The organism is Microbacterium petrolearium (assembly GCF_054782875.1).
This window is the reverse complement of the sequence record NZ_BAAGRQ010000001.1, coordinates 197,513-214,884: the sequence shown is the minus strand read 5'-3', so window position 1 is coordinate 214,884 and position 17,372 is coordinate 197,513. Positions and strand designations below refer to the sequence as shown.

Annotated in this window: 22 protein-coding genes and 2 tRNA genes; 13 read left to right on the top strand and 11 right to left on the bottom strand. The window is 71.9% G+C overall.

Annotated elements, in window-relative coordinates:
* A complete protein-coding gene (locus tag ACYVJ0_RS01060) occupies nt 1–1,116 on the top strand; it encodes a mechanosensitive ion channel family protein (protein ID WP_460815417.1) in 1,116 nt (371 codons plus the stop codon).
* Nucleotides 1,113–1,520, top strand: a complete 408-nt coding sequence (locus ACYVJ0_RS01055) for a globin (RefSeq protein WP_460815415.1) — start codon at nt 1,113–1,115, stop codon at nt 1,518–1,520. The genes ACYVJ0_RS01060 and ACYVJ0_RS01055 overlap by 4 nt, the downstream gene beginning before the upstream one ends.
* Nucleotides 1,521–1,523: 3 nt before the next feature.
* Here ACYVJ0_RS01055 and ACYVJ0_RS01050 read toward each other — a convergent pair whose 3' ends face one another.
* Nucleotides 1,524–2,183 (bottom strand): hypothetical protein, encoded by a 660-nt coding sequence (locus ACYVJ0_RS01050; RefSeq protein WP_449853217.1) that lies wholly within the window; start codon nt 2,181–2,183, stop codon nt 1,524–1,526.
* A 53-nt stretch (nt 2,184–2,236) separates the two neighbouring features.
* Here ACYVJ0_RS01050 and ACYVJ0_RS01045 point away from each other — a divergent pair, with 53 nt between their 5' ends.
* Nucleotides 2,237–3,079, top strand: a complete 843-nt coding sequence (locus tag ACYVJ0_RS01045) for an acyl-CoA thioesterase (RefSeq protein WP_449853304.1) — start codon at nt 2,237–2,239, stop codon at nt 3,077–3,079.
* 21 nt (nt 3,080–3,100) lie between these two features.
* Here ACYVJ0_RS01045 and sufU read toward each other — a convergent pair whose 3' ends face one another.
* From sufU to ACYVJ0_RS01030, 3 genes are read right to left on the bottom strand one after another with little or no spacing between them, the layout of a single operon-like run.
* Complete coding sequence (sufU, locus tag ACYVJ0_RS01040) at nt 3,101–3,544, bottom strand: Fe-S cluster assembly sulfur transfer protein SufU (protein WP_460815413.1); 444 nt, start codon at nt 3,542–3,544, stop codon at nt 3,101–3,103.
* A complete protein-coding gene (locus ACYVJ0_RS01035; protein ID WP_460815411.1) occupies nt 3,541–4,815 on the bottom strand; it encodes an aminotransferase class V-fold PLP-dependent enzyme in 1,275 nt (424 codons plus the stop codon). Before ACYVJ0_RS01035 ends, sufU begins: the two co-directional genes overlap by 4 nt.
* Before the next feature lie 37 nt (nt 4,816–4,852).
* Nucleotides 4,853–5,320 carry an acyl-CoA thioesterase gene (locus ACYVJ0_RS01030; protein WP_460815410.1) on the bottom strand — a complete coding sequence of 156 codons (468 nt, stop codon included), beginning with the start codon at nt 5,318–5,320 and terminating at the stop codon, nt 4,853–4,855.
* A gap of 365 nt (nt 5,321–5,685) precedes the next feature.
* Here ACYVJ0_RS01030 and ACYVJ0_RS01025 point away from each other — a divergent pair, with 365 nt between their 5' ends.
* The 3 genes from ACYVJ0_RS01025 to ACYVJ0_RS01015 all read left to right on the top strand — a co-directional run bounded on the left by ACYVJ0_RS01025 (nt 5,686) and on the right by ACYVJ0_RS01015 (nt 8,987).
* Nucleotides 5,686–6,981: a quaternary amine ABC transporter ATP-binding protein gene (locus ACYVJ0_RS01025; protein ID WP_449853221.1), complete on the top strand. Its 1,296-nt coding sequence runs from the start codon at nt 5,686–5,688 to the stop codon at nt 6,979–6,981.
* Nucleotides 6,981–7,937, top strand: coding sequence for an ABC transporter permease (locus tag ACYVJ0_RS01020; protein ID WP_460815408.1), 957 nt, complete (start codon nt 6,981–6,983; stop codon nt 7,935–7,937). Before ACYVJ0_RS01025 ends, ACYVJ0_RS01020 begins: the two co-directional genes overlap by 1 nt.
* A gap of 129 nt (nt 7,938–8,066) precedes the next feature.
* Nucleotides 8,067–8,987 (top strand): glycine betaine ABC transporter substrate-binding protein, encoded by a 921-nt coding sequence (locus ACYVJ0_RS01015; protein WP_460815407.1) that lies wholly within the window; start codon nt 8,067–8,069, stop codon nt 8,985–8,987.
* A 66-nt stretch (nt 8,988–9,053) separates the two neighbouring features.
* Here the strand turns inward: ACYVJ0_RS01015 and ettA are convergent, their stop codons facing one another.
* The 4 genes from ettA to msrA form a co-directional block, all read right to left on the bottom strand.
* A complete protein-coding gene (gene ettA / locus ACYVJ0_RS01010; RefSeq protein WP_460815406.1) occupies nt 9,054–10,736 on the bottom strand; it encodes an energy-dependent translational throttle protein EttA in 1,683 nt (560 codons plus the stop codon).
* A gap of 84 nt (nt 10,737–10,820) precedes the next feature.
* Complete coding sequence (locus ACYVJ0_RS01005; protein ID WP_460815404.1) at nt 10,821–11,318, bottom strand: DUF6993 domain-containing protein; 498 nt, start codon at nt 11,316–11,318, stop codon at nt 10,821–10,823.
* Nucleotides 11,319–11,349: 31 nt separating this feature from the next.
* Nucleotides 11,350–11,865, bottom strand: a complete 516-nt coding sequence (locus tag ACYVJ0_RS01000; RefSeq protein WP_449853226.1) for a single-stranded DNA-binding protein — start codon at nt 11,863–11,865, stop codon at nt 11,350–11,352.
* A 131-nt stretch (nt 11,866–11,996) separates the two neighbouring features.
* A complete protein-coding gene (gene msrA / locus ACYVJ0_RS00995) occupies nt 11,997–12,539 on the bottom strand; it encodes a peptide-methionine (S)-S-oxide reductase MsrA (RefSeq protein WP_460815402.1) in 543 nt (180 codons plus the stop codon).
* Between the two features lie 108 nt (nt 12,540–12,647).
* On the opposite strand from msrA, the gene ACYVJ0_RS00990 reads away from it, so the two are divergent.
* The 7 genes from ACYVJ0_RS00990 (at nt 12,648) to ACYVJ0_RS00960 (ending at nt 15,115) form a co-directional block, all read left to right on the top strand.
* A complete protein-coding gene (locus tag ACYVJ0_RS00990; RefSeq protein ID WP_449853228.1) occupies nt 12,648–12,914 on the top strand; it encodes a hypothetical protein in 267 nt (88 codons plus the stop codon).
* Nucleotides 12,915–12,988: 74 nt separating this feature from the next.
* A tRNA-Arg gene (locus ACYVJ0_RS00985) sits at nt 12,989–13,060 on the top strand.
* 71 nt (nt 13,061–13,131) lie between these two features.
* Nucleotides 13,132–13,758 (top strand): oligoribonuclease, encoded by a 627-nt coding sequence (gene orn / locus ACYVJ0_RS00980; protein ID WP_460815400.1) that lies wholly within the window; start codon nt 13,132–13,134, stop codon nt 13,756–13,758.
* 46 nt (nt 13,759–13,804) lie between these two features.
* Nucleotides 13,805–13,877, top strand: a tRNA-His gene (locus ACYVJ0_RS00975).
* A 91-nt stretch (nt 13,878–13,968) separates the two neighbouring features.
* Complete coding sequence (locus tag ACYVJ0_RS00970; protein ID WP_460815398.1) at nt 13,969–14,346, top strand: metallopeptidase family protein; 378 nt, start codon at nt 13,969–13,971, stop codon at nt 14,344–14,346.
* Nucleotides 14,343–14,636, top strand: coding sequence for an ATP-dependent Clp protease adapter ClpS (gene clpS, locus ACYVJ0_RS00965; protein WP_460815396.1), 294 nt, complete (start codon nt 14,343–14,345; stop codon nt 14,634–14,636). Before ACYVJ0_RS00970 ends, clpS begins: the two co-directional genes overlap by 4 nt.
* The gene (locus ACYVJ0_RS00960) at nt 14,633–15,115 is read left to right on the top strand and encodes a DUF2017 family protein (RefSeq protein ID WP_460815394.1); all 483 of its coding nucleotides are present in this window, start codon (nt 14,633–14,635) and stop codon (nt 15,113–15,115) included. Before clpS ends, ACYVJ0_RS00960 begins: the two co-directional genes overlap by 4 nt.
* A 1-nt stretch (nt 15,116) precedes the next feature.
* On the opposite strand, the gene ACYVJ0_RS00955 is transcribed toward ACYVJ0_RS00960, so the two are convergent.
* The 3 genes from ACYVJ0_RS00955 to ACYVJ0_RS00945 all read right to left on the bottom strand — a co-directional run bounded on the left by ACYVJ0_RS00955 (nt 15,117) and on the right by ACYVJ0_RS00945 (nt 17,332).
* Nucleotides 15,117–15,707, bottom strand: a complete 591-nt coding sequence (locus tag ACYVJ0_RS00955; protein WP_460815392.1) for a nucleoside/nucleotide kinase family protein — start codon at nt 15,705–15,707, stop codon at nt 15,117–15,119.
* Nucleotides 15,691–16,011 (bottom strand): hypothetical protein, encoded by a 321-nt coding sequence (locus ACYVJ0_RS00950; RefSeq protein WP_449853234.1) that lies wholly within the window; start codon nt 16,009–16,011, stop codon nt 15,691–15,693. Before ACYVJ0_RS00950 ends, ACYVJ0_RS00955 begins: the two co-directional genes overlap by 17 nt.
* A gap of 61 nt (nt 16,012–16,072) precedes the next feature.
* Nucleotides 16,073–17,332 carry a DNA polymerase IV gene (locus ACYVJ0_RS00945; RefSeq protein ID WP_460815390.1) on the bottom strand — a complete coding sequence of 420 codons (1,260 nt, stop codon included), beginning with the start codon at nt 17,330–17,332 and terminating at the stop codon, nt 16,073–16,075.
* Nucleotides 17,333–17,372 lie beyond the last annotated feature (40 nt).

Here is a 17,372-nt window from a genome sequence, read left to right as displayed (position 1 = left end):
ATGCGTGTCTTCGACACCGGCGATGAGCCGCAGATCACCCCGGAGTTCTGGAGCGGCGTGCTCGAGACGCTGCGGGCCGTCGGCCTCGACGCGCTGTGGGTGGCCGTCACCCTCATCGTGTGCGTCGCCATCGCGTGGGCGCTGCGGCTGATCATCCGGCGCGTCGTGCACCGGATCGTGGAGGGCGCCAAGTCCAAGGCGGACGTCGCCGACACCCGCGCGATCGAGCGCTCCCCGCTCGCGTCGGTGCGGATCGTGCAGCGCTCGCGCACCCTCGGGTCGATCCTCACGAACATCGTGAACGTCGCGATGGTCGTCATCGCGGCGCTGCTCGTCATCGCGATCGTCGCCCCCGACCTGCTCGGCTCGCTCACGCTGCTGAGCGCCGCCGTCGGCGCGGGTCTCGGCTTCGGGGCGCAGAACATCGTCAAGGACGTGCTCAACGGGATCTTCGTCGTCGCCGAGGATCAGATCGGGATCGGCGACGTCGTGGACGTGGGGCTCGCCTCCGGCGTCGTCGAGTACGTGAGCGTGCGCGTCACGCACGTGCGCGACGTCAACGGCACCCTCTGGTACGTGCGCAACGGCGAGATCCTGCGCATCGGCAACATGTCGCAGGGGTGGTCGCGCGTCGTGCTCGACGTCAGCCTGCCCGCCGACGTGGACGTCGACGACATCGAGCACACGCTCGGCGGCGTCGCCTCCGCGCTCGCGCACGACCCCGCCTGGCGCACGCGCGTCATCGGCGATCCGGAGGTCTGGGGCCTGGAGTCCGTCGACGGCGAGACGCTCGTGATGCGGCTGGTCGTGAAGGCCAAGCCGAGCACGAAGGAGGACGTCGCCGCCGAGCTGCGCAAGCGACTGCACGCCGAGCTGCGGGCGCACGGCGTCGAGCTGCCCGGCGTGGCGAGCGTCGCGCTCACCGGCGCCGAGGGAGCCATGCGGGTGCGCGGCCTGAGCCCGCCGACACGTCCGCAGCACCTCCCCGCGCGCCCCACGTGGCACCCGCGGGGCGCGACCTCGACGTCGGCGCCGCAGGAGCGCCGCCCCGCCGCCAAGGCACCGGACGAGTCCGCCGACGGATCCGCCGACGGATCCGCTGAGGAGGAGAAGTGACCGACGAGCTCAGCTTCTACGAGCAGGTGGGCGGGCGCGAGACCTTCGCCCGGCTGGCCGACGCGTTCTATCGCGGCGTCGCGGACGACCCCGTGCTGCGTCCCATGTACCCCGAGGAGGACCTCGGTCCCGCCCGGGAGCGCCTGCTGCTGTTCCTCGAGCAGTACTGGGGCGGGCCCACCACGTACAGCGAGCAGCGCGGGCACCCGCGCCTGCGCATGCGCCACGCGGCGTTCCACGTCAACCCGGACGCGCGCGACCGCTGGCTCGCGCACATGCGCGCCGCCGTCGACGAACTCGAGCTCCCACCGCTGCACGAGGCCACGCTGTGGGACTACCTGCAGCGCGCCGCGCACGCCATGGTGAACACGTTCGAGCCAACGCCGGGCGCCGCCGGGGCCTGAGTGTCAGCGCCCGGTCGGGCGCACCTGCGTCATGCCCGAGACGGCGGGTCCCCTGCTGAGCACGTGACCGCGGCGCAGGGTGACGCGGGTCCACCGGCCCGCGGCCATCACGCGCGCCCGCTCCTCGCCACCCACGAACCCGAACGCGAACGCCGCGAAGGCGACGCCCAGCGGCAGGCCCCCGAGCTCCTCGTCCGGCGCGCCCCAGACGGCGCCGCGCACGGCGCGCACCGCGTCCTCGCCCGGGTTCTGCGGCAGCCGCTCGGCGACCGCGGCGATGCCCCACTGCGCGCGGCTCGCGAGCGTGGCCGCCGCGATCTCGCCGCGCGCCTCCCAGCCGGCGCGGGGTGGCGCGATGCCGGCCCAGGCCGGGGCGATGGCGGTCTCCGGCAGCGCGAGCGCCGTGGGGTCGTCCGTGGCCGCGAGCTCGGCGACGACGAGATCGCACTCGAGCTCGGGATCGGCGGCGAGCACGCGCATCGCGAGCACGGTCGGCGTGCGGTCCAGCAGCCCGTGCGGCGCGAGCGCGGCGCTCGTCATCGCCAGCACGCCCCCGGCGCCCTGCAGCCGTACGCCCTCGGCGCCGGCCTGCGCCGCGCGGCCCGCGAAGGTCAGGGCGTCGCGCGCGGAGTCGGCATCGGCCAGCAGGAGTCGGGGGGCCATCCGACCTAGACTACTTTCTCGTGACCCTCGAGCTCCCCACCGATCCTGTCGAGATGCTGCGGGGGGTGCTGGCGCTCGACGACACCGGGGCGCGCACCTCGAACGACATCTTCGTCGGCGCCTCCCACCCGATGCCGAGCGGCCGCGTATTCGGGGGGCAGGTGCTCGCGCAGGCCGTCATGGCCGCGACGCGCACGCTGCCGCCGGAGCGGCACCCGCACTCGCTGCACGGGTACTTCCTGCGCCCCGGCGACGTGCGCGGTCCCATCACCTTCGCGGTCGATCGGGTGCACGACGGCCGATCCTTCTCGCGGCGCCGCATCCAGGCCTACCAGGAGGGCGTGCCGATCTTCTCAGGCATCGCCTCGTTCCAGGACGACGACCCGGGCTTCGAGCACCATCTGCCCATGCCCGACGTGCCCGCGCCCGAGGACCTGCCCGATCCCACCCAGCTGCACGTCGATCACCCGCAGTCGGGGCTGCTGCTGCGCGCCAACCCGATCGAGGTGCGCCACACCACCGGCGACATCTGGCTGCACGTGGACGAGCCCTCGCCGTACCAGGCCGTGTGGACGCGCGTGCGCGGACCGCTCGGCGACGACCCCGCCCTGCACCGCGCCGCGCTGGCGTACCTGAGCGACTTCACGATCCAGGAGCCCGTGATGCGCGCCGGCGGCGTGGCATGGAGCGACCCGGGGGTGAAGACCGCCAGCCTCGATCACGCCATCTGGTGGCATCGCTTCGCCCGCGTCGACGAGTGGCTGCTGTACGTGCAGGAGTCGCCGAGCTCGCAGGGCGGCCGTGGACTGTCGCTCGGGCGCCTCTACACGCGCGACGGCGTGCTCGTGGCCACGGTGGCGCAGGAGATCATGCTGCGCGTGCCCGACAGGGCCTGAGCCGCCCCTCGCGCGTGTGCGTCAGGCGGCGCGCGACTCGGTGAGGCACGCCTCGAGCGCGACCCAGCCGAGCATGGCGCACTTCACGCGCATGACGTACTTGGCCACGCCCTGGAAGGCGGCGGCGTCGCCGAGCGCCTCGGTCGGCTCGACCGCGCCGCGCGAGCGCAGCATCTCGCGGAACTCGCCGATGCGGGCGAACGCCTCGTCGCGGTCGGCGTGCTCGAGCAGCTCCGACATGATCGAGGCCGACGCCATCGAGATGCTGCAGCCCTGGCCCTCCCAGGCCAGCCGGTCGATCCGTCCCTCGTCGTCGAGCGTGATGCCGAGGGTGATCTCGTCGCCGCACGACGGGTTCAGCTCGTGGTGCGTGTGCGCCAGCCCGCTCGGGTCGCCCTTGCCGTACGGGTCGCGCGAGTGATCCATGATCAGCTCGCGGTACAGGCCCTCCAGCTCGCCGCTCATCGGTCCGCTCCGAAAAAGGCGCGGACCTCGCCGAGGGCGACCCGGAAGCGCTCGACGTCGTCCGCCGTGGTGTAGACCGAGGCGCTCGCGCGCGTCGTCGCCGCCACGCCGAGCCGGCGGTGCAGCGGCTGCGCGCAGTGGTGGCCCGTGCGCACCGTGACGCCGCGGTCGTCGAGGAACTGCCCGACGTCGTGCGCGTGAACGCCGTCGACGATCACGCTCACGAGCGCGGCGCGGGGCGCACCCGCCGCCGGGCCCACGAGCCGCACGCCGGGCACGGACTCCGCCGCCTCGACGAGCAGGCCCGCCATCTCGGCCTCGTGCGCCGCCACGGCGTCCATGCCGATCCCGGCCAGGTAGTCCACCGCGGCGCGCAGGCCCACGGCCTGCGAGACCGGCTGCGTGCCGGCCTCCAGCCGGTGCGGTGCCGGCAGGAACTGCGCCTCGTCCATCGTCACCGTCGTGATCATCGAGCCGCCCGTGCGGGCGGGCGGCAGGGCGTCGAGCAGCTCGGCGCGGCCGTACAGCACGCCGATGCCGGTGGGGCCGAGCATCTTGTGGGACGAGAACGCGGCGAAGTCGACGCCGAGGGCACCGAGATCGGCCGGCAGGTGCGGCACCGACTGGCACGCGTCGAGCACGGTGTAGGCGCCGACCGCGCGCGCGGCCTCGACGACGTCGGCGACGGGGGCGATCTGACCCGTCACGTTCGACACGTGCGCGAAGGCGACGACGCGGGTGCGCGCGGTCAGCTGCGCCCGGAGCGCGTCGATCGTCCACAGCCCGGCGTCGTCGACCGGCACGTGACGCAGCGTGGCGCCCGTGCGGGCCGCCAGCCGCTGCCACGGGATGAGGTTGGCGTGGTGCTCCGCCTCGGTGACGAGGATCTCGTCGCCGGCGCGCAGCGCGAAGCGCTCGTCGCCGAGCCCGAGGGACGCATCGGACATGCCGAGCGCGATCGTGTTCAGGGCGTCGGTGGCCCCCGCCTGCCACGCGATCTCGCGCTCGCCGGCCCGGACGAACGCGGCGACGCGCTCGCGCGCATCCTCGAACGCGGCCGTGGCCTCGCCGGTGGCCATGCTCGATCCGCGGTGCACGGCCGCGTAGTCCGCGCGCACGAACACCGCCTCGGCGTCGATGACCGACGCGGGGCGCTGCGACGTCGCGCCGGAGTCCAGGTACGCGGTGTCCGGATGCGCGGCGAAATAGGGGAAGTCCGCGCGCGCGGAGGCGCCGACGCGGGCGAGGGAACGAGCAGACTGCAGAGTCACCCCTCCAGTCTCTCGCAGTTCGCCTCAACGGGCGCCGTCAGCCCTCGTCCGGCGCCTCGAGGTAGGGCTCCCACGCCGCGCGCATGGCGTCGGGCATGCGCACGGGCCGGCCCGTGTCGGGCGAGACGAGCACGACCGTGACGCTCGCCCGGCCGAACAGCGTCTCCCCCGCCGGGCCGCCCCACACCTCGTACCTCAGCTCGGCCGAGGCCCCGCCCAGCCGGCCGAACCAGATCCGCACGTCGAGCGGTTCCTGCTGGTACGGGATCGGCGCGAGGTACTCGGCCTGCTGCGTCGCGATGAGCGGGTAGAACGGGCCCTCGTCGCCCACGCGCAGCTCGGCGTCGAACACCGCCAGCGGCGTCGCCTTGGCGGGATCCTCGTGGATCCAGAACGCGCGGAAGCGCGCCTCCTCGAGCAGCTTGACGAAGCTGGCGTTGTTGACGTGCTGGAAGGCGTCGAGGTCGCCCCAGCGCAGATGCACGGGCACATGCAGGCGGGTCATCCGGCCATTCTCGCAGGCGGCGGCGGTCACGGTCGGGTAACGATGACGATCGGCTGAGAACCGCGGAATGACGGGCATCTAGGGACGACCGCAAGCGTCATAGGTACACCGGCGCGTCGCGACTGAGTAGACAATTCCCGGCGGATCGATAGACTCTTCGGCGCGCCGGTCGGGCATGCGTACCGCATCCCGACCCTCTGGGAACCGCCCGTCGGTTCCCGCTCGAACCAGGCCCGCGAACGCCGCGCTGCGGCGGGCGTATGGCCGGCGATCCACCACCGTCACACCCGAGACGACCGTGGAACCCGTCTGCCCGGACCGTTACCGATCACCGGCCACCCGCGCACGGCCGGCAGAGGAGAACGTTGACCGACAGCGACATCGCACTGCGCGCCGAGGGCCTCTACAAGGTCTTCGGCCGTCGTCCCCAGGAAGCCGTGGAGCGCCTGCGCTCCGGCACCCCGCGCGAGCAGCTCGGCGGCGGCACGACCGCCGCCGTCATCGACGCCTCGTTCGAGGTGCGCCGCGGCGAGATCTTCGTCGTCATGGGGCTGTCCGGATCGGGCAAGTCCACGCTGATCCGCATGCTCAACGGCCTGCACGACGCGACCGCCGGCACCATCCGGATCGGCGACGACGAGCTCACGGGCGTCTCGCCCTCGCGGTTGCGGCAGATCCGCCGCGAGCGGGTGTCGATGGTCTTCCAGCACTTCGCCCTGCTCCCCCACCGCACGGTCGCCGACAACGTCGCCTACCCCCTCGAGCTGCGCGGCGTCGCCCGCGACGAGCGCCTCGCGAAAGCGCGCGAGATCCTCGGCCTCGTCGGCCTCGCCGGCTGGGGCGACAAGCTCCCCTCCGAGCTGTCGGGCGGCATGAAGCAGCGCGTCGGCATCGCTCGCGCCCTCGCTGCCGACAGCGACATCCTGCTCATGGACGAGGCGTTCAGCGCGCTCGACCCGCTCATCCGCCGCGAGATGCAGGATCAGCTGCTCGAGCTGCAGGCGAGCCTCGGCAAGACGATCATCTTCATCACGCACGACCTCAACGAGGCGATGTACCTGGGCGACCGGATCGCGGTCATGCGCGACGGACGGATCGTGCAGATCGGCACGCCCGAGGACATCCTCACCGACCCGGCGAACGACTACGTCGAGCAGTTCGTGCAGGACGTCGACCGCGCCCGCGTGCTCACGGCCTCGGCCGTGATGGAGCGCCCGCGCCCCGTCGTGGCCGAGTCCGCCGGCCCCCGCACCGCGCTGCGCACGATGCGCGACGCCCAGGCGGCCGCGGCCTACGTCGTCGATCGCGACCGTCGCCTCGTCGGCACGGTCGAGGACCGCGACGCCATCAAGCTGCTCCGCCGGGGCGAGAGCTCGCTGGCCGGCATCATCAAGCACGACGCCGTGACCGTCGACGAGGACGCCGTGCTCATGGACCTGTTCGTCCCGGCCGTCGAGTCCAAGCTGCCCGTCGCCGTGACGAACGCGGCGGGCCGCCTGCTCGGCGTCATCCCGCGCGTCACGCTGCTGGCCGCGCTCGGCCCCGGCCCCGGCGCGACCGAGGAGATCACCCTGCCGCACCCGCCCGTGCCCACCACCGTCATCGACGAGCTGCTCGCCGAGACCGCGGCGCAGGCCGACAAGATCGAGGAGGTGCGCTGATGGACGGCTTCCGCATTCCCGTCGGCCAGTGGATCGCGACCGGCGTCGACTGGATCAAGGACAACCTCGAGTGGCTGCTCGACCTGATCTCGCTCGTCGTGCGCTGGCTCGTCGAGAACCTGACCGACGCGCTCGTCGCGACGCCGTTCGTCGTCACCGTTCTCGTCGCGGCGCTGCTGAGCTGGCTCGTCCGCTCGTGGCAGATGGGCGTCGGCACGCTCGTCACCTTCACCCTCATCGCCGCGATGGACGTGTGGGAACCGGCGATGCAGACGCTCGCGCTCGTGCTGATCGCGGCCCTCGTGGCCGTGCTCATCTCGATCCCCGTCGGCATCTGGTCCGCGCGGAACGCCACGGTGCGCGCCGTCGTGAAGCCGGTCCTCGACTTCATGCAGACGATGCCGGCGTACGTCTACCTGATCCCGGCGATCGTGTTCTTCAGCATCGGCGTCGTCCCCGGCGTCATCGCGACCATGATCTTCGCGCTGCCCCCGGGGGTGCGCATGACCGAGCTCGGCATCCGCGGCGTCGACGCCGAGACCGTCGAGGCCGGCCAGGCCTTCGGCGCCACGCCCGGCCAGATCCTGCGCGGCGTGCAGCTGCCGCTCGCGGTGCCCACCATCATGGCGGGCGTGAACCAGGTCATCATGCTGGCCCTCTCGATGGCCGTCATCGCGGGCATCGCCGGAGCCGACGGCCTCGGGAAGAACGTCGTCGAGGCCATCTCGACGATCAACATCGCCAAGGGCGTCGAGAACGGCCTGGGCGTCGTGTTCCTCGCGGTGTTCCTCGACCGCGTCACCGCTGCGCTCGGCAACCCGGCCGACTACCGCGGCTCGCTCCTGGGCATGCTGCGCCGCCGGCGCGCCACGCGGCGCGCCACCACGACGACCGCCGACGAGATCGCGCGCGAGAAGGCCTCGCCCAGCCGCACGCCGATTCCGACCGGCGCCTGACGGGCCCGACGGCCGCGTCCGAGCGGCGCGTCTGCGCATCGCTCCCCTTCCGCACCGACGCGTGCGGTCCCTCCGACCGACTGATCCCCTCCCCAGTCCGCGCCGACCGGCGCGGCACGAAAGGACACCATGAAGAAGCGACACCTGACCGGCATTCTCGCGATGGGCGCCGTGGGCGCGCTCGCCCTCACCTCGTGCGCCAGCGGCGGCGGCAACGCCGGCGGCGACGGCGGCGACGCCGAGGGCGGCGACCTCGGCACGATCACGCTCGGCTACATCCCCTCGTGGACCGACGGCCTGAGCACCGCGTACCTGCTCGAGGACCAGCTGACCAAGCTCGGCTACACCGTCGAGATGCAGACGCTGACCGAGGCCGGCCCGCTGTACGCCGGCCTGGCCCAGGGCGACGTGGACATCTACCCGTCGGCGTGGCCCGAGCTCACGCACGCCTCCTACATGGAGGAGTACGGCGACGACATCGAGGACCTCGGTGCCTACTACGAGGGCGCGCAGCTCACGATCGCGGTGCCGTCGTACATGGACGACATCAACTCGATCGAGGACCTCCAGGGCAACGCCGACCGCTTCGACGGCAAGATCATCGGCATCGAGCCGGGCGCGGGCCTCACGAAGCAGACGCAGGAGGTCATGATGCCCGAGTACGGGCTCGACGAGGAGTACGAGCTCGTCACCTCGTCGACCGCGGCCATGCTCACGGAGCTCGGCAACGCGATGGACAACGAAGAGGACATCGTCGTCACGCTGTGGCGCCCGTTCTGGGCGTACGGCTCATACGACGTGAAGGACCTCGAGGACCCCAAGGACGGCATGGGCGGCAACGAGGCCCTGCACTTCCTCGGCACCTCCGGCTTCGCCGAGGAGTTCCCCGAGGCGGCCGAGCTCATCGCGGGCATCCAGCTCGACGACGAGCAGTACGCGTCGCTCGAGGACCTCGTCGTCAACGAGTACGGCGAGGGCCAGGAGGCCGAGGCCATCGACGCGTGGCTCGAGGAGAACCCCGACGCGTTCGAGACGATCGTCACCGAGTGATCGGCTGACGCCGCGCGCGAAAGGCGCCCCCTGGATCGGATGCAGGGGGCGCCTCTGCGTACCGGCTCAGTCGCGCGTGAGCTTGCGGTAGGTCGTGCGGTGCGGGCGTGCCGCGTCCGGGCCGAGGCGCGCGACCTTGTTCTCCTCGTACGCCTCGAAGTTGCCCTCGAACCAGTGCCAGTTCGCCGGGTTCTCCTCGGTGCCCTCGTAGGCGAGGATGTGCGTGGCCACGCGGTCGAGGAACCACCGGTCGTGGGTGATGACCACGGCGCAGCCGGGGAACTCGAGCAGCGCGTTCTCAAGCGACTGCAGGGTCTCGACATCGAGGTCGTTGGTCGGCTCGTCGAGCAGCAGCAGGTTGCCGCCCTCCTTGAGCGTGAGCGCGAGGTTCAGGCGGTTGCGCTCGCCACCGGAGAGCACGCCGGCCTTCTTCTGCTGGTCGGGGCCCTTGAAGCCGAACTTCGACACGTAGGCGCGCGACGGGATCTCGGTCTTGCCGACCGTGATGATATCGAGCCCGTCCGAGACGACCTCCCAGAGGCTCTTCTCGGGATCGATGTTCGAGCGCGTCTGGTCGACGTAGCTGATCTTGACCGTCTCGCCGATCTTCAGGTCGCCGCCGTCGAGCGGCTCGAGGCCGACGATCGTCTTGAACAGCGTCGTCTTGCCGACGCCGTTCGGGCCGATGACGCCGACGATGCCGTTCGGCGGCAGGCTGAAGCTCAGCCCGTCGATGAGCGTGCGGTCGCCGAAGCCCTTCTGCAGGTTCTTCGCCTCGATCACGATCGAGCCCAGGCGCGGACCCGCGGGGATCTGGATCTCCTCGAAGTCGAGCTTGCGCGTGCGCTCGGCCTCGGCAGCCATCTCCTCGTAGCGGGCCAGACGCGCCTTCGACTTGGCCTGGCGCCCCTTCGTGTTGGAGCGCACCCACTCGAGCTCCTCCTTGAGGCGCTTCTGGAGCTTGGCGTCCTTCTTGCCCTGGACGTCGAGCCGCTCGGCCTTCTTCTCGAGGTACGTCGAGTAGTTGCCCTCGTACGGGTACAGGCGCCCGCGGTCGACCTCGGCGATCCACTCGGCGACGTGGTCGAGGAAGTACCGGTCGTGGGTGACGGCGATGACGGCGCCGGCGTACTTCTGGAGGTGCTGCTCGAGCCACAGCACGCTCTCGGCGTCGAGGTGGTTGGTGGGCTCGTCGAGCAGCAGCAGGTCGGGCTTCTCGAGCAGCAGCTTGCACAGCGCCACCCGGCGCTTCTCGCCACCGGAGAGGTTCGAGATCTCGGCGTCGCCCGGGGGTGTGCGCAGGGCGTCCATGGCCTGCTCGAGCTGGGCGTCGAGGTCCCAGGCGTCGGCGGCGTCGATGGCCTCCTGCAGCTTGCCCATCTCCTCGAGCAGCGCGTCGAAGTCGGCGTCCGGATCGGCCATCAGGGCCGAGATCTCGTTGAAGCGGTCGACCTTGTCCTTGATCTCGCGCACGCCGTCCTGGACGTTCTCGAGCACGGTCTTCGACTCGTCGAGCTCGGGCTCCTGCATGAGGATGCCCACCGAGAAGCCCGGGGAGAGCGTGGCCTCGCCGTTCGACGGGGTGTCGAGGCCCGCCATGATCTTCAGGATCGTCGACTTTCCGGCCCCGTTCGGGCCGACCATGCCGATCTTCGCCCCCGGGAGGAACGACATCGTCACGTCGTCGAGGATCAGCTTGTCGCCCACCTTCTTGCGGGCCCGGACCATCTGGTAGATATATTCCGCCATAGCGTGACCCAGTCTAGGGGTCGCCGCCCGCGCGCACACCGCATCCGGTTGCACCACCGGTGGGCCGGCGCTTCGGCGAGGGCGCTACCAGTCGATCGGCCGCGTCTCGCCGAGCAGGCAGACGCGATCCGCACCGAGCGTCTCCTGCACGCTCGTCACCGGCTCCCCCGTCTCCGGGCCGACCTGGCCGATGAGGCACTCGTCTGCCCACCGCACGGAGAACAGGATCGACTCGGCCGGATTTCCGACGGTCGACTCGTCGCGCGTCACCTGCATCGCCGAGGTGTCGAAACCGGCCGCCGCGAGCGCGTCGATGTACGCGCGCCCCTCGGCGCGCCGCTCGGACTGCCACACCTCGTCGACGATCCGGGCGAACAGCGGCAGGTTGTCCTCGGCCGAGCCGTCCGGGACGAGCACGGGATCGGCCTCGGGCGGGGCCGTCGGCGCGGCGGTGCCGGGCGCCGGGCTCGTGGTCGCGGTGGGCGCCGGCTCGGGCTCGGGCGCGCAGGCCGCCAGCGTCAGGGCGCCGCTCACGAGCACGACCGCGGCGAGGCCGCGCAGGACGACGCTCGGGGTGCTCACCCTGCCGAGTGTAGGCCGGGACCGACGCGCGTCAGAACGGCACGGTCTCCTCCTCGCGCGCCGCCTCGACCGCATCGCCCGCGGTGCCCGCGGCCGGAACCGCCCACTCGTCCGCGGAGGCGCCCCGGCTCTCACCGGAGCCGTCCGCGGCGCGGCCGGCGGCGTCGGCCGTCGCGGTCTCGGCCTGCGGCCTCGACACCCGCGAGAACGCGCTCGTCCCGAACAGCAGGTCGTGGCCCAGCGAGTCCGCGTCGATCTCGGCCTCCATGCCGTGGCGCTCCTCGCTCTCCCACCGGCGCAGCCGCAGCCGGCCGGAGACCACGATCCGCTCGCCCTTGCGCAGCGACGCGTACGCGTTCGCGCCGAGGTGGCGGTAGGCGCACACCGTGTACCAGTTGGTGTGACCATCCACCCATTCCCCCGTGCTCGCGTCGCGACGCCGGTGGCTGCTCGCCACGCGGAAGCGGGTGATCACCGCGCCGTTCGGCGTGGTCACCTGGGTGGGATCGGTCGCGATGTTGCCCGTGATCGTGATGATGTCGCTCATGTCTGTGTCCTCTCGCTGATGGGATCCCGGCGGATCCGTCTTCAGCGTGACGACACGAGCGCGGCGGCGGGGGACGAAAGGCGCGAATGTGGATGGCGGCCCTCATCCGGCCGCCTGTGAGCGAACCGCGCTCAGCGGATGTACTGCGAGAACGACGCGCGCACCTTGTTGACCTTCGGCACGGCCACGGCCAGGCAGTAGCCCTGCGTGGGGTTCTTCGCGAAGAAGTCCTGGTGGTAGTCCTCGGCCTCGTAGAACGCGCCCAGCGGCTCGATCGTCGTCACGACGGTGCCCTCCGTGGTGCCGAGCGGGGCGTCCCACAGCTGCGTCGCGCGCTCGCGCGCCGTCTCGAACAGCGCGCGCTGCGCGTCGTCGGCGGAGAACATCGCCGAGCGGTACTGCGTGCCCTGATCCGCGCCCTGGTGGTTGAGCTGGCGCGGGTCGTGCATCGTGAAGAACGCGTCGAGGATCACCTCTGCAGGGATCCGCTCGGGGTCGAACGTGACCGCGACGGCCTCCGCGTGGCCGGTGGCGCCCGTGCACACGAGCTCGTACGACGGGTTCGCCACCGTGCCGCCCGTGTACCCCGAGACGACGCTCTCCACCCCGTCGAGGGCGCGGTAGGCCGCGTCGAGGCACCAGAAACATCCACCGGCGAGCACGAAGGTCTGCATCCCTCCAGCGTAGTCAGTGCGCGGCACGACGGCGCCGGAGCGGATGTCACAGCGCCGGCACGGATGTCGCAGCCCCCTCGTATCGTGGCGCGCGGAGAGGAGATGACCATGACCGACCTGCAGACCGCACCGCGCGTGCCCTACGCGACTCCCCCGCTCCGCGACCCGCGCGAGCGCCTCGTGCGCGCCGCCGCCGACCTGTGGCGCGTGGTGGAGCGCGGCGACCGCGTGATCGGCCACGTGCGCGTCGTCGACGATCCGCTGGGCCTGCGCTTCCGCGCCGAGCGCCTGCACCGCGCCACGGCCGTCTTCATCGACTTCGGCACGTTCTGGACCGCCGACGAGGCCGTCGCCGCGCTCCGCCACTCCCGCTGATCCGCTCCCCCTGAGCGGCACCGCATGCCGGCAGCGGGCGCGCGAACAGGAAGGCTCGCTACTCTGGATGGCGACCCCCAGTAGCTCAGCGGAAGAGCATCGACCTTCTAAGTCGCCGGTCGCACGTTCGAATCGTGCCTGGGGGACCCCGATCCCTCCTCCCCCGGTTCCACGGCTCCCGGCGGCCGCGTCGGTGCCCGCGGATAGGGTGGAACCCATGGTGGGAGCTTCCGAGAACGACCGGCTCGTCTGGATCGACTGCGAGATGACCGGCCTCGACCTCGCGGTCGACGAGCTGGTGGAGATCGCGATCGTCGTGACCGACTTCAATCTGCGGATCCTCGATCCGGGGTTCCAGGTGGTGATCCGCCCGAGCGAGGCCGCGTTCAAGAACATGGGCGACTTCGTCACGCGCATGCACAAGTCCAGCGGGCTGTACGAGGAGCTCGACGGCGGCGTCTCCCTCGAGGAGGCGCAGCGCCTGTCGCTCGAGTACATCAAGCGCTTCGTGCCTCAGGAGCGCAAGGCCCCGCTCGCGGGCAACACCATCGGCACCGACCGCATGTTCCTCGCGAAGTACATGCCCCAGGTGGACGGGTACCTGCACTACCGCAACGTCGACGTGTCGAGCGTCAAGGAGCTCTCGCGCCGCTGGTACCCGCGCGCCTACATCCACGCCCCGGCGAAGGACGGCGGGCACCGCGCCCTCGCCGACATCCTCGAGTCGATCCGCGAGCTCGAGTACTACCGCCGCGCGGTGTTCGTGCCCGAGCCCGGACCCACGAGCGACGGCGCGCGCGCGATCGCCTCGGCCGTCGTTTCGTCATTCGGCGGGGATGTGTGAGAGAATGGAGCGGTTGTCCCCGCGCCGTCCGCGGAGGGGGACCACGGTGGCTATAGCTCAGTTGGTAGAGCGCCTGGTTGTGGTCCAGGAGGTCGCCGGTTCAAGCCCGGTTAGCCACCCGATTGAGCGAGGAGCAGGACCGAACCGAAGGTTCGTGTCATGCGACGAGCGATTGAGGGTCGTACGTCGCCTCGCGACGGAGGACCCCACATGATCGATCCCGCGTCGACGCCCTCGCCACTCGCGCTCGGCGCCGAGGAGTTCGAGGCGCTCGTCGTCGAGGAGCTCGACCTGCTCCCCGACGACATGGTCGACGGCCTCGACAACGTCGTGTTCGTCGTCGAGGACCGCCCGGAGGACGGCGGGCTCGACCTGCTCGGCCTGTACGACGGCCTGGCGCTCACCGAGCGCGACCGCTACGGCATGGGCGAGCTGCCCGATCGGATCACCGTCTACCGCGAGCCGCATCTCGCCCGATGCGAGACGATGGAGGAGCTGCGCGACGAGATCCACACGACCCTCGTGCACGAGATCGCGCACTTCTACGGCATCGACGACGACCGACTTCACGAACTGGGCTGGGCATGAGCACCGCACTCCCCGAGCTGGACGAGCAGGTCGACCTGCACGCGGCCACGAGCGGCCCCTGGCAGACCGTCGTGTGGGACGACCCTGTCAACCTCATGAGCTACGTCGTGCGGGTGTTCCGCGAGTACTTCGGCTACAGCACGGAGCACGCCACGCGCCTCATGCTCGCGGTGCATCACGAGGGCCACGCCGTCGTCGCCGAGGGCGCCAGGGAGCAGATGGAGCTGCACGCGCGCGCGATGCACGACTACGGCCTGTGGGCCACCGTGCGGGAAGGGGGTCGCTCATGAGCGACCGGATGATCATGCTCACGCTCACGCGGATCGAGGCCGCGCACCTCGCCGATCTCGTGGGGCAGTTCACGGACCTCGTGAACGCCACCCCGACCGCGCCCGACGCCGCCCTGGACCGGCTCACGCCCGACGCGTATCCCGAGAACCCCGAGGCCTCGCGGGAGTTCCGCAGCCTGACGCGCGGCGACCTGCTGCACCGGCGCGCGCACGACGCGGCGATCGTGCGCCGCGCGCTCGAGGCCATCGAGCCGACCGACGGCACCGACGCCGACTTCTCCCCCGCCGACATCGCGATCCCGGGCGAGGACGTCGACGCGTGGCTGCGCACCCTCACCGCCGTGCGGCTCGTGATCGCGAACCGGCTGGGCATCGTCTCCGACGACGACCGTGATCCCGCCGATCCGCGCTTCGCCGTGTACGACTGGCTCGGCTACCGTCTCGACGGCCTCGTGCAGGCCGCCGACGGCCTCGACTGACTCAGGGCAGGTCGAACGCCAGGTCGGCGAGCTCGTGCGGCCGATGCGCGGCGATGTGCTCCTCCTCCTGACGCGCCCAGCGCTCCCAGTGCGGTGCGTAGCCGTCGCCGTCGCGCTCGAGCGCCCGCGCGCGCCGCGAGGGCTCGGGCGCGTCGACCCAGACCGCGAGGTCGACCAGGACGAGACTCAGGGGCGTGAGGGCGCCGCAGCCTTCGACGATGAGCGGGCGATCCGGTGGCACGAGCCCGGCGTCGCGCATGCTCCGCGGGCGGTCCTGCGCCCAGTCCCACCGGCGGTACAGACCGAGAAGGCCGCGGGTGTGCGGCTCGAGGACGCCCGTCACGAGCATGCGCGACGCGGCCGCGAGGCCGTCCCATCCCGGGTAGAAGTCGTCCATCGCCACGACGCGCGGCGCGCGCTCAAGCGGCCAGCGCCCCGCGAGCAGCGCCGCCATGGTGGTCTTGCCCGAGCCGCTGCGGCCGTCGATCAGCACGCGCGGCCGCTCAGAGTCCAGAGCGGCGACCGCGGCGAGGACCTCGCCGAGCGCCGCCTCGAGCGCCGCGCCGAACGGGTCGCTACTTCTTGAGGGCACGGATGATCTTGCGCAGCGCCCCGCCCGCCACCCAGACGAACGGGATGCCGACCGCGAGCAGCGCGATGAGATTCGGCTCGAAGCGCAGCTCGCCGTCGCGGCGCACGTACGCGCCGACGGGCGCCGTGAAGCCGCCGCCCCCTCCGCCGCCGTTGCCCGCCTCGTCCGAGCCGCCGCCGAAGCCCGACCACGTGGCGGCGACCGGGATGATCTTCTCGCCGTCGACGTCCTGCTGCTCTCCGTACGACGCGTTCACGCCGAGCTGAGACGAGATCCTGCCGAGTTCGATCGCGATGTTGGGCATGAGGCCACGTTACCCGCCTTCGCCCCGCGCGACGAGACCCGATCGCGATGCGTCCGCCCCGTCAGTCCGAGTCCTCCGGCGGCCGCGGATGGGCGGGCAGCCGCGGGTTCCGCTCGCGCCCGAGGAACGCCGCACGCGTGAGCGCGCCCGATCCGAACCGGGCCACAGCCTCGTCCAGCGCGCCCTCCGCGCGGCGCCAGTCCTCGTCGTCGTCCCACAGCGCCGGCGTCGAGCCTCCTGCGGGCTGCAGCCGCTCCGCCCGCACCCCGATCAGGCGGACCGGTGCGCGCAGCTCGACGGCCGCGAACAGGTCGCGCGCGGCCGTGCCGATGCGCTGCCCCAGGTCGGTCGGCTCGGGGAGCGTGAGCGATCGCGTGAGGGTCGAGAAGTCCGAGAACCGCACCTTGATGGCCACGCCCGCGGCCTCCCATCCGGCGCGGCGCAGGCGCACGGCCACGCGATCCGCCAGCCGCAGCAGCTCGGCGCGCAGGAAGTCCGGATCGGCCACGTCCTCCATGAACGTCTCCTCGTGGCCGACGCTCTTCTCCGCCCGCTCGGTCTCCACCTCGCGCACGTCGATGCCGCGGGACAGCTCCGAGATCCGCTGCGCGGCCGCCTGGCCCACCGCCCTCGCCAGCACCGCCACGGGCGTGCGCCGGATGTCGCCGATCGTGCGGATGCCGCGGCCCTCCAGCGTCTCGGCCATCTTCGGTCCCACGCCCCACATCGCGCGCACCGACCGCGGCTCGAGGAAGTCGAGCGTGTCGGACGCTGCGACGACGAGCAGCCCGTCGGGCTTGGACAGCGTCGACGCCATCTTGGCCACGTGCTTGCTGGCCGCCACGCCGATGCTGCACGTGATGCCGACCTCGTCCTGCACGCGCGCGCGGATCATCCGGGCGATCTGCGCGGGGCTCCCCCACAGCCGACGGGCGCCGCGCACGTCGAGGAACGCCTCGTCGATCGACAGCGGCTCGACCAGCGGCGTGATGCTGCGGAAGATCTCCATGACCTGCGCGGAGATCGCGCGGTAGCGCTCGAAGTGCGGCAGCACGATCGTCGCCTGCGGGCACAGCCGCAGCGCCTGGCTCACGGGCATGGCCGAGCGCACGCCGTAGCGGCGCGCCTCGTACGACGCGCTCGAGACGACGGAGCGGCCCTCCGGCGCCCCGATGATGATCGGCTTGCCCCGCAGCGACGGATCGTCGAGCACTTCGACGGCCGCGTAGAACGCGTCCATGTCGACGTGCAGGATGCCGGTGCCGGAGTCGTCGGCACCGGGAGGCGAGACCAGCCGCCCCGATCCGTCCGCACGCCCCATGCGTCCATTCTCCCGCGGGCCGCCGACAGTGCGCGCCGGC

Bases quoted from the DNA above. Each gene is read 5' to 3' on its own strand.
- ACYVJ0_RS01060 (WP_460815417.1), top strand. From the start codon at position 1: ATGCGTGTCTTCGACACCGGCGATGAGCCGCAGATCACCCCGGAGTTC.
- ACYVJ0_RS01050 (WP_449853217.1), bottom strand. From the start codon at position 2,183: ATGGCCCCCCGACTCCTGCTGGCCGATGCCGACTCCGCGCGCGACGCC.
- ACYVJ0_RS01045 (WP_449853304.1), top strand. From the start codon at position 2,237: ATGCTGCGGGGGGTGCTGGCGCTCGACGACACCGGGGCGCGCACCTCG.
- sufU (WP_460815413.1), bottom strand. From the start codon at position 3,544: ATGAGCGGCGAGCTGGAGGGCCTGTACCGCGAGCTGATCATGGATCAC.
- ACYVJ0_RS01030 (WP_460815410.1), bottom strand. From the start codon at position 5,320: ATGACCCGCCTGCATGTGCCCGTGCATCTGCGCTGGGGCGACCTCGAC.
- ACYVJ0_RS01020 (WP_460815408.1), top strand. From the start codon at position 6,981: ATGGACGGCTTCCGCATTCCCGTCGGCCAGTGGATCGCGACCGGCGTC.
- ACYVJ0_RS01015 (WP_460815407.1), top strand. From the start codon at position 8,067: ATGAAGAAGCGACACCTGACCGGCATTCTCGCGATGGGCGCCGTGGGC.
- ettA (WP_460815406.1), bottom strand. From the start codon at position 10,736: ATGGCGGAATATATCTACCAGATGGTCCGGGCCCGCAAGAAGGTGGGC.
- ACYVJ0_RS01000 (WP_449853226.1), bottom strand. From the start codon at position 11,865: ATGAGCGACATCATCACGATCACGGGCAACATCGCGACCGATCCCACC.
- msrA (WP_460815402.1), bottom strand. From the start codon at position 12,539: ATGCAGACCTTCGTGCTCGCCGGTGGATGTTTCTGGTGCCTCGACGCG.
- ACYVJ0_RS00990 (WP_449853228.1), top strand. From the start codon at position 12,648: ATGACCGACCTGCAGACCGCACCGCGCGTGCCCTACGCGACTCCCCCG.
- orn (WP_460815400.1), top strand. From the start codon at position 13,132: ATGGTGGGAGCTTCCGAGAACGACCGGCTCGTCTGGATCGACTGCGAG.
- ACYVJ0_RS00970 (WP_460815398.1), top strand. From the start codon at position 13,969: ATGATCGATCCCGCGTCGACGCCCTCGCCACTCGCGCTCGGCGCCGAG.
- clpS (WP_460815396.1), top strand. From the start codon at position 14,343: ATGAGCACCGCACTCCCCGAGCTGGACGAGCAGGTCGACCTGCACGCG.
- ACYVJ0_RS00960 (WP_460815394.1), top strand. From the start codon at position 14,633: ATGAGCGACCGGATGATCATGCTCACGCTCACGCGGATCGAGGCCGCG.
- ACYVJ0_RS00950 (WP_449853234.1), bottom strand. From the start codon at position 16,011: ATGCCCAACATCGCGATCGAACTCGGCAGGATCTCGTCTCAGCTCGGC.
- ACYVJ0_RS00945 (WP_460815390.1), bottom strand. From the start codon at position 17,332: ATGGGGCGTGCGGACGGATCGGGGCGGCTGGTCTCGCCTCCCGGTGCC.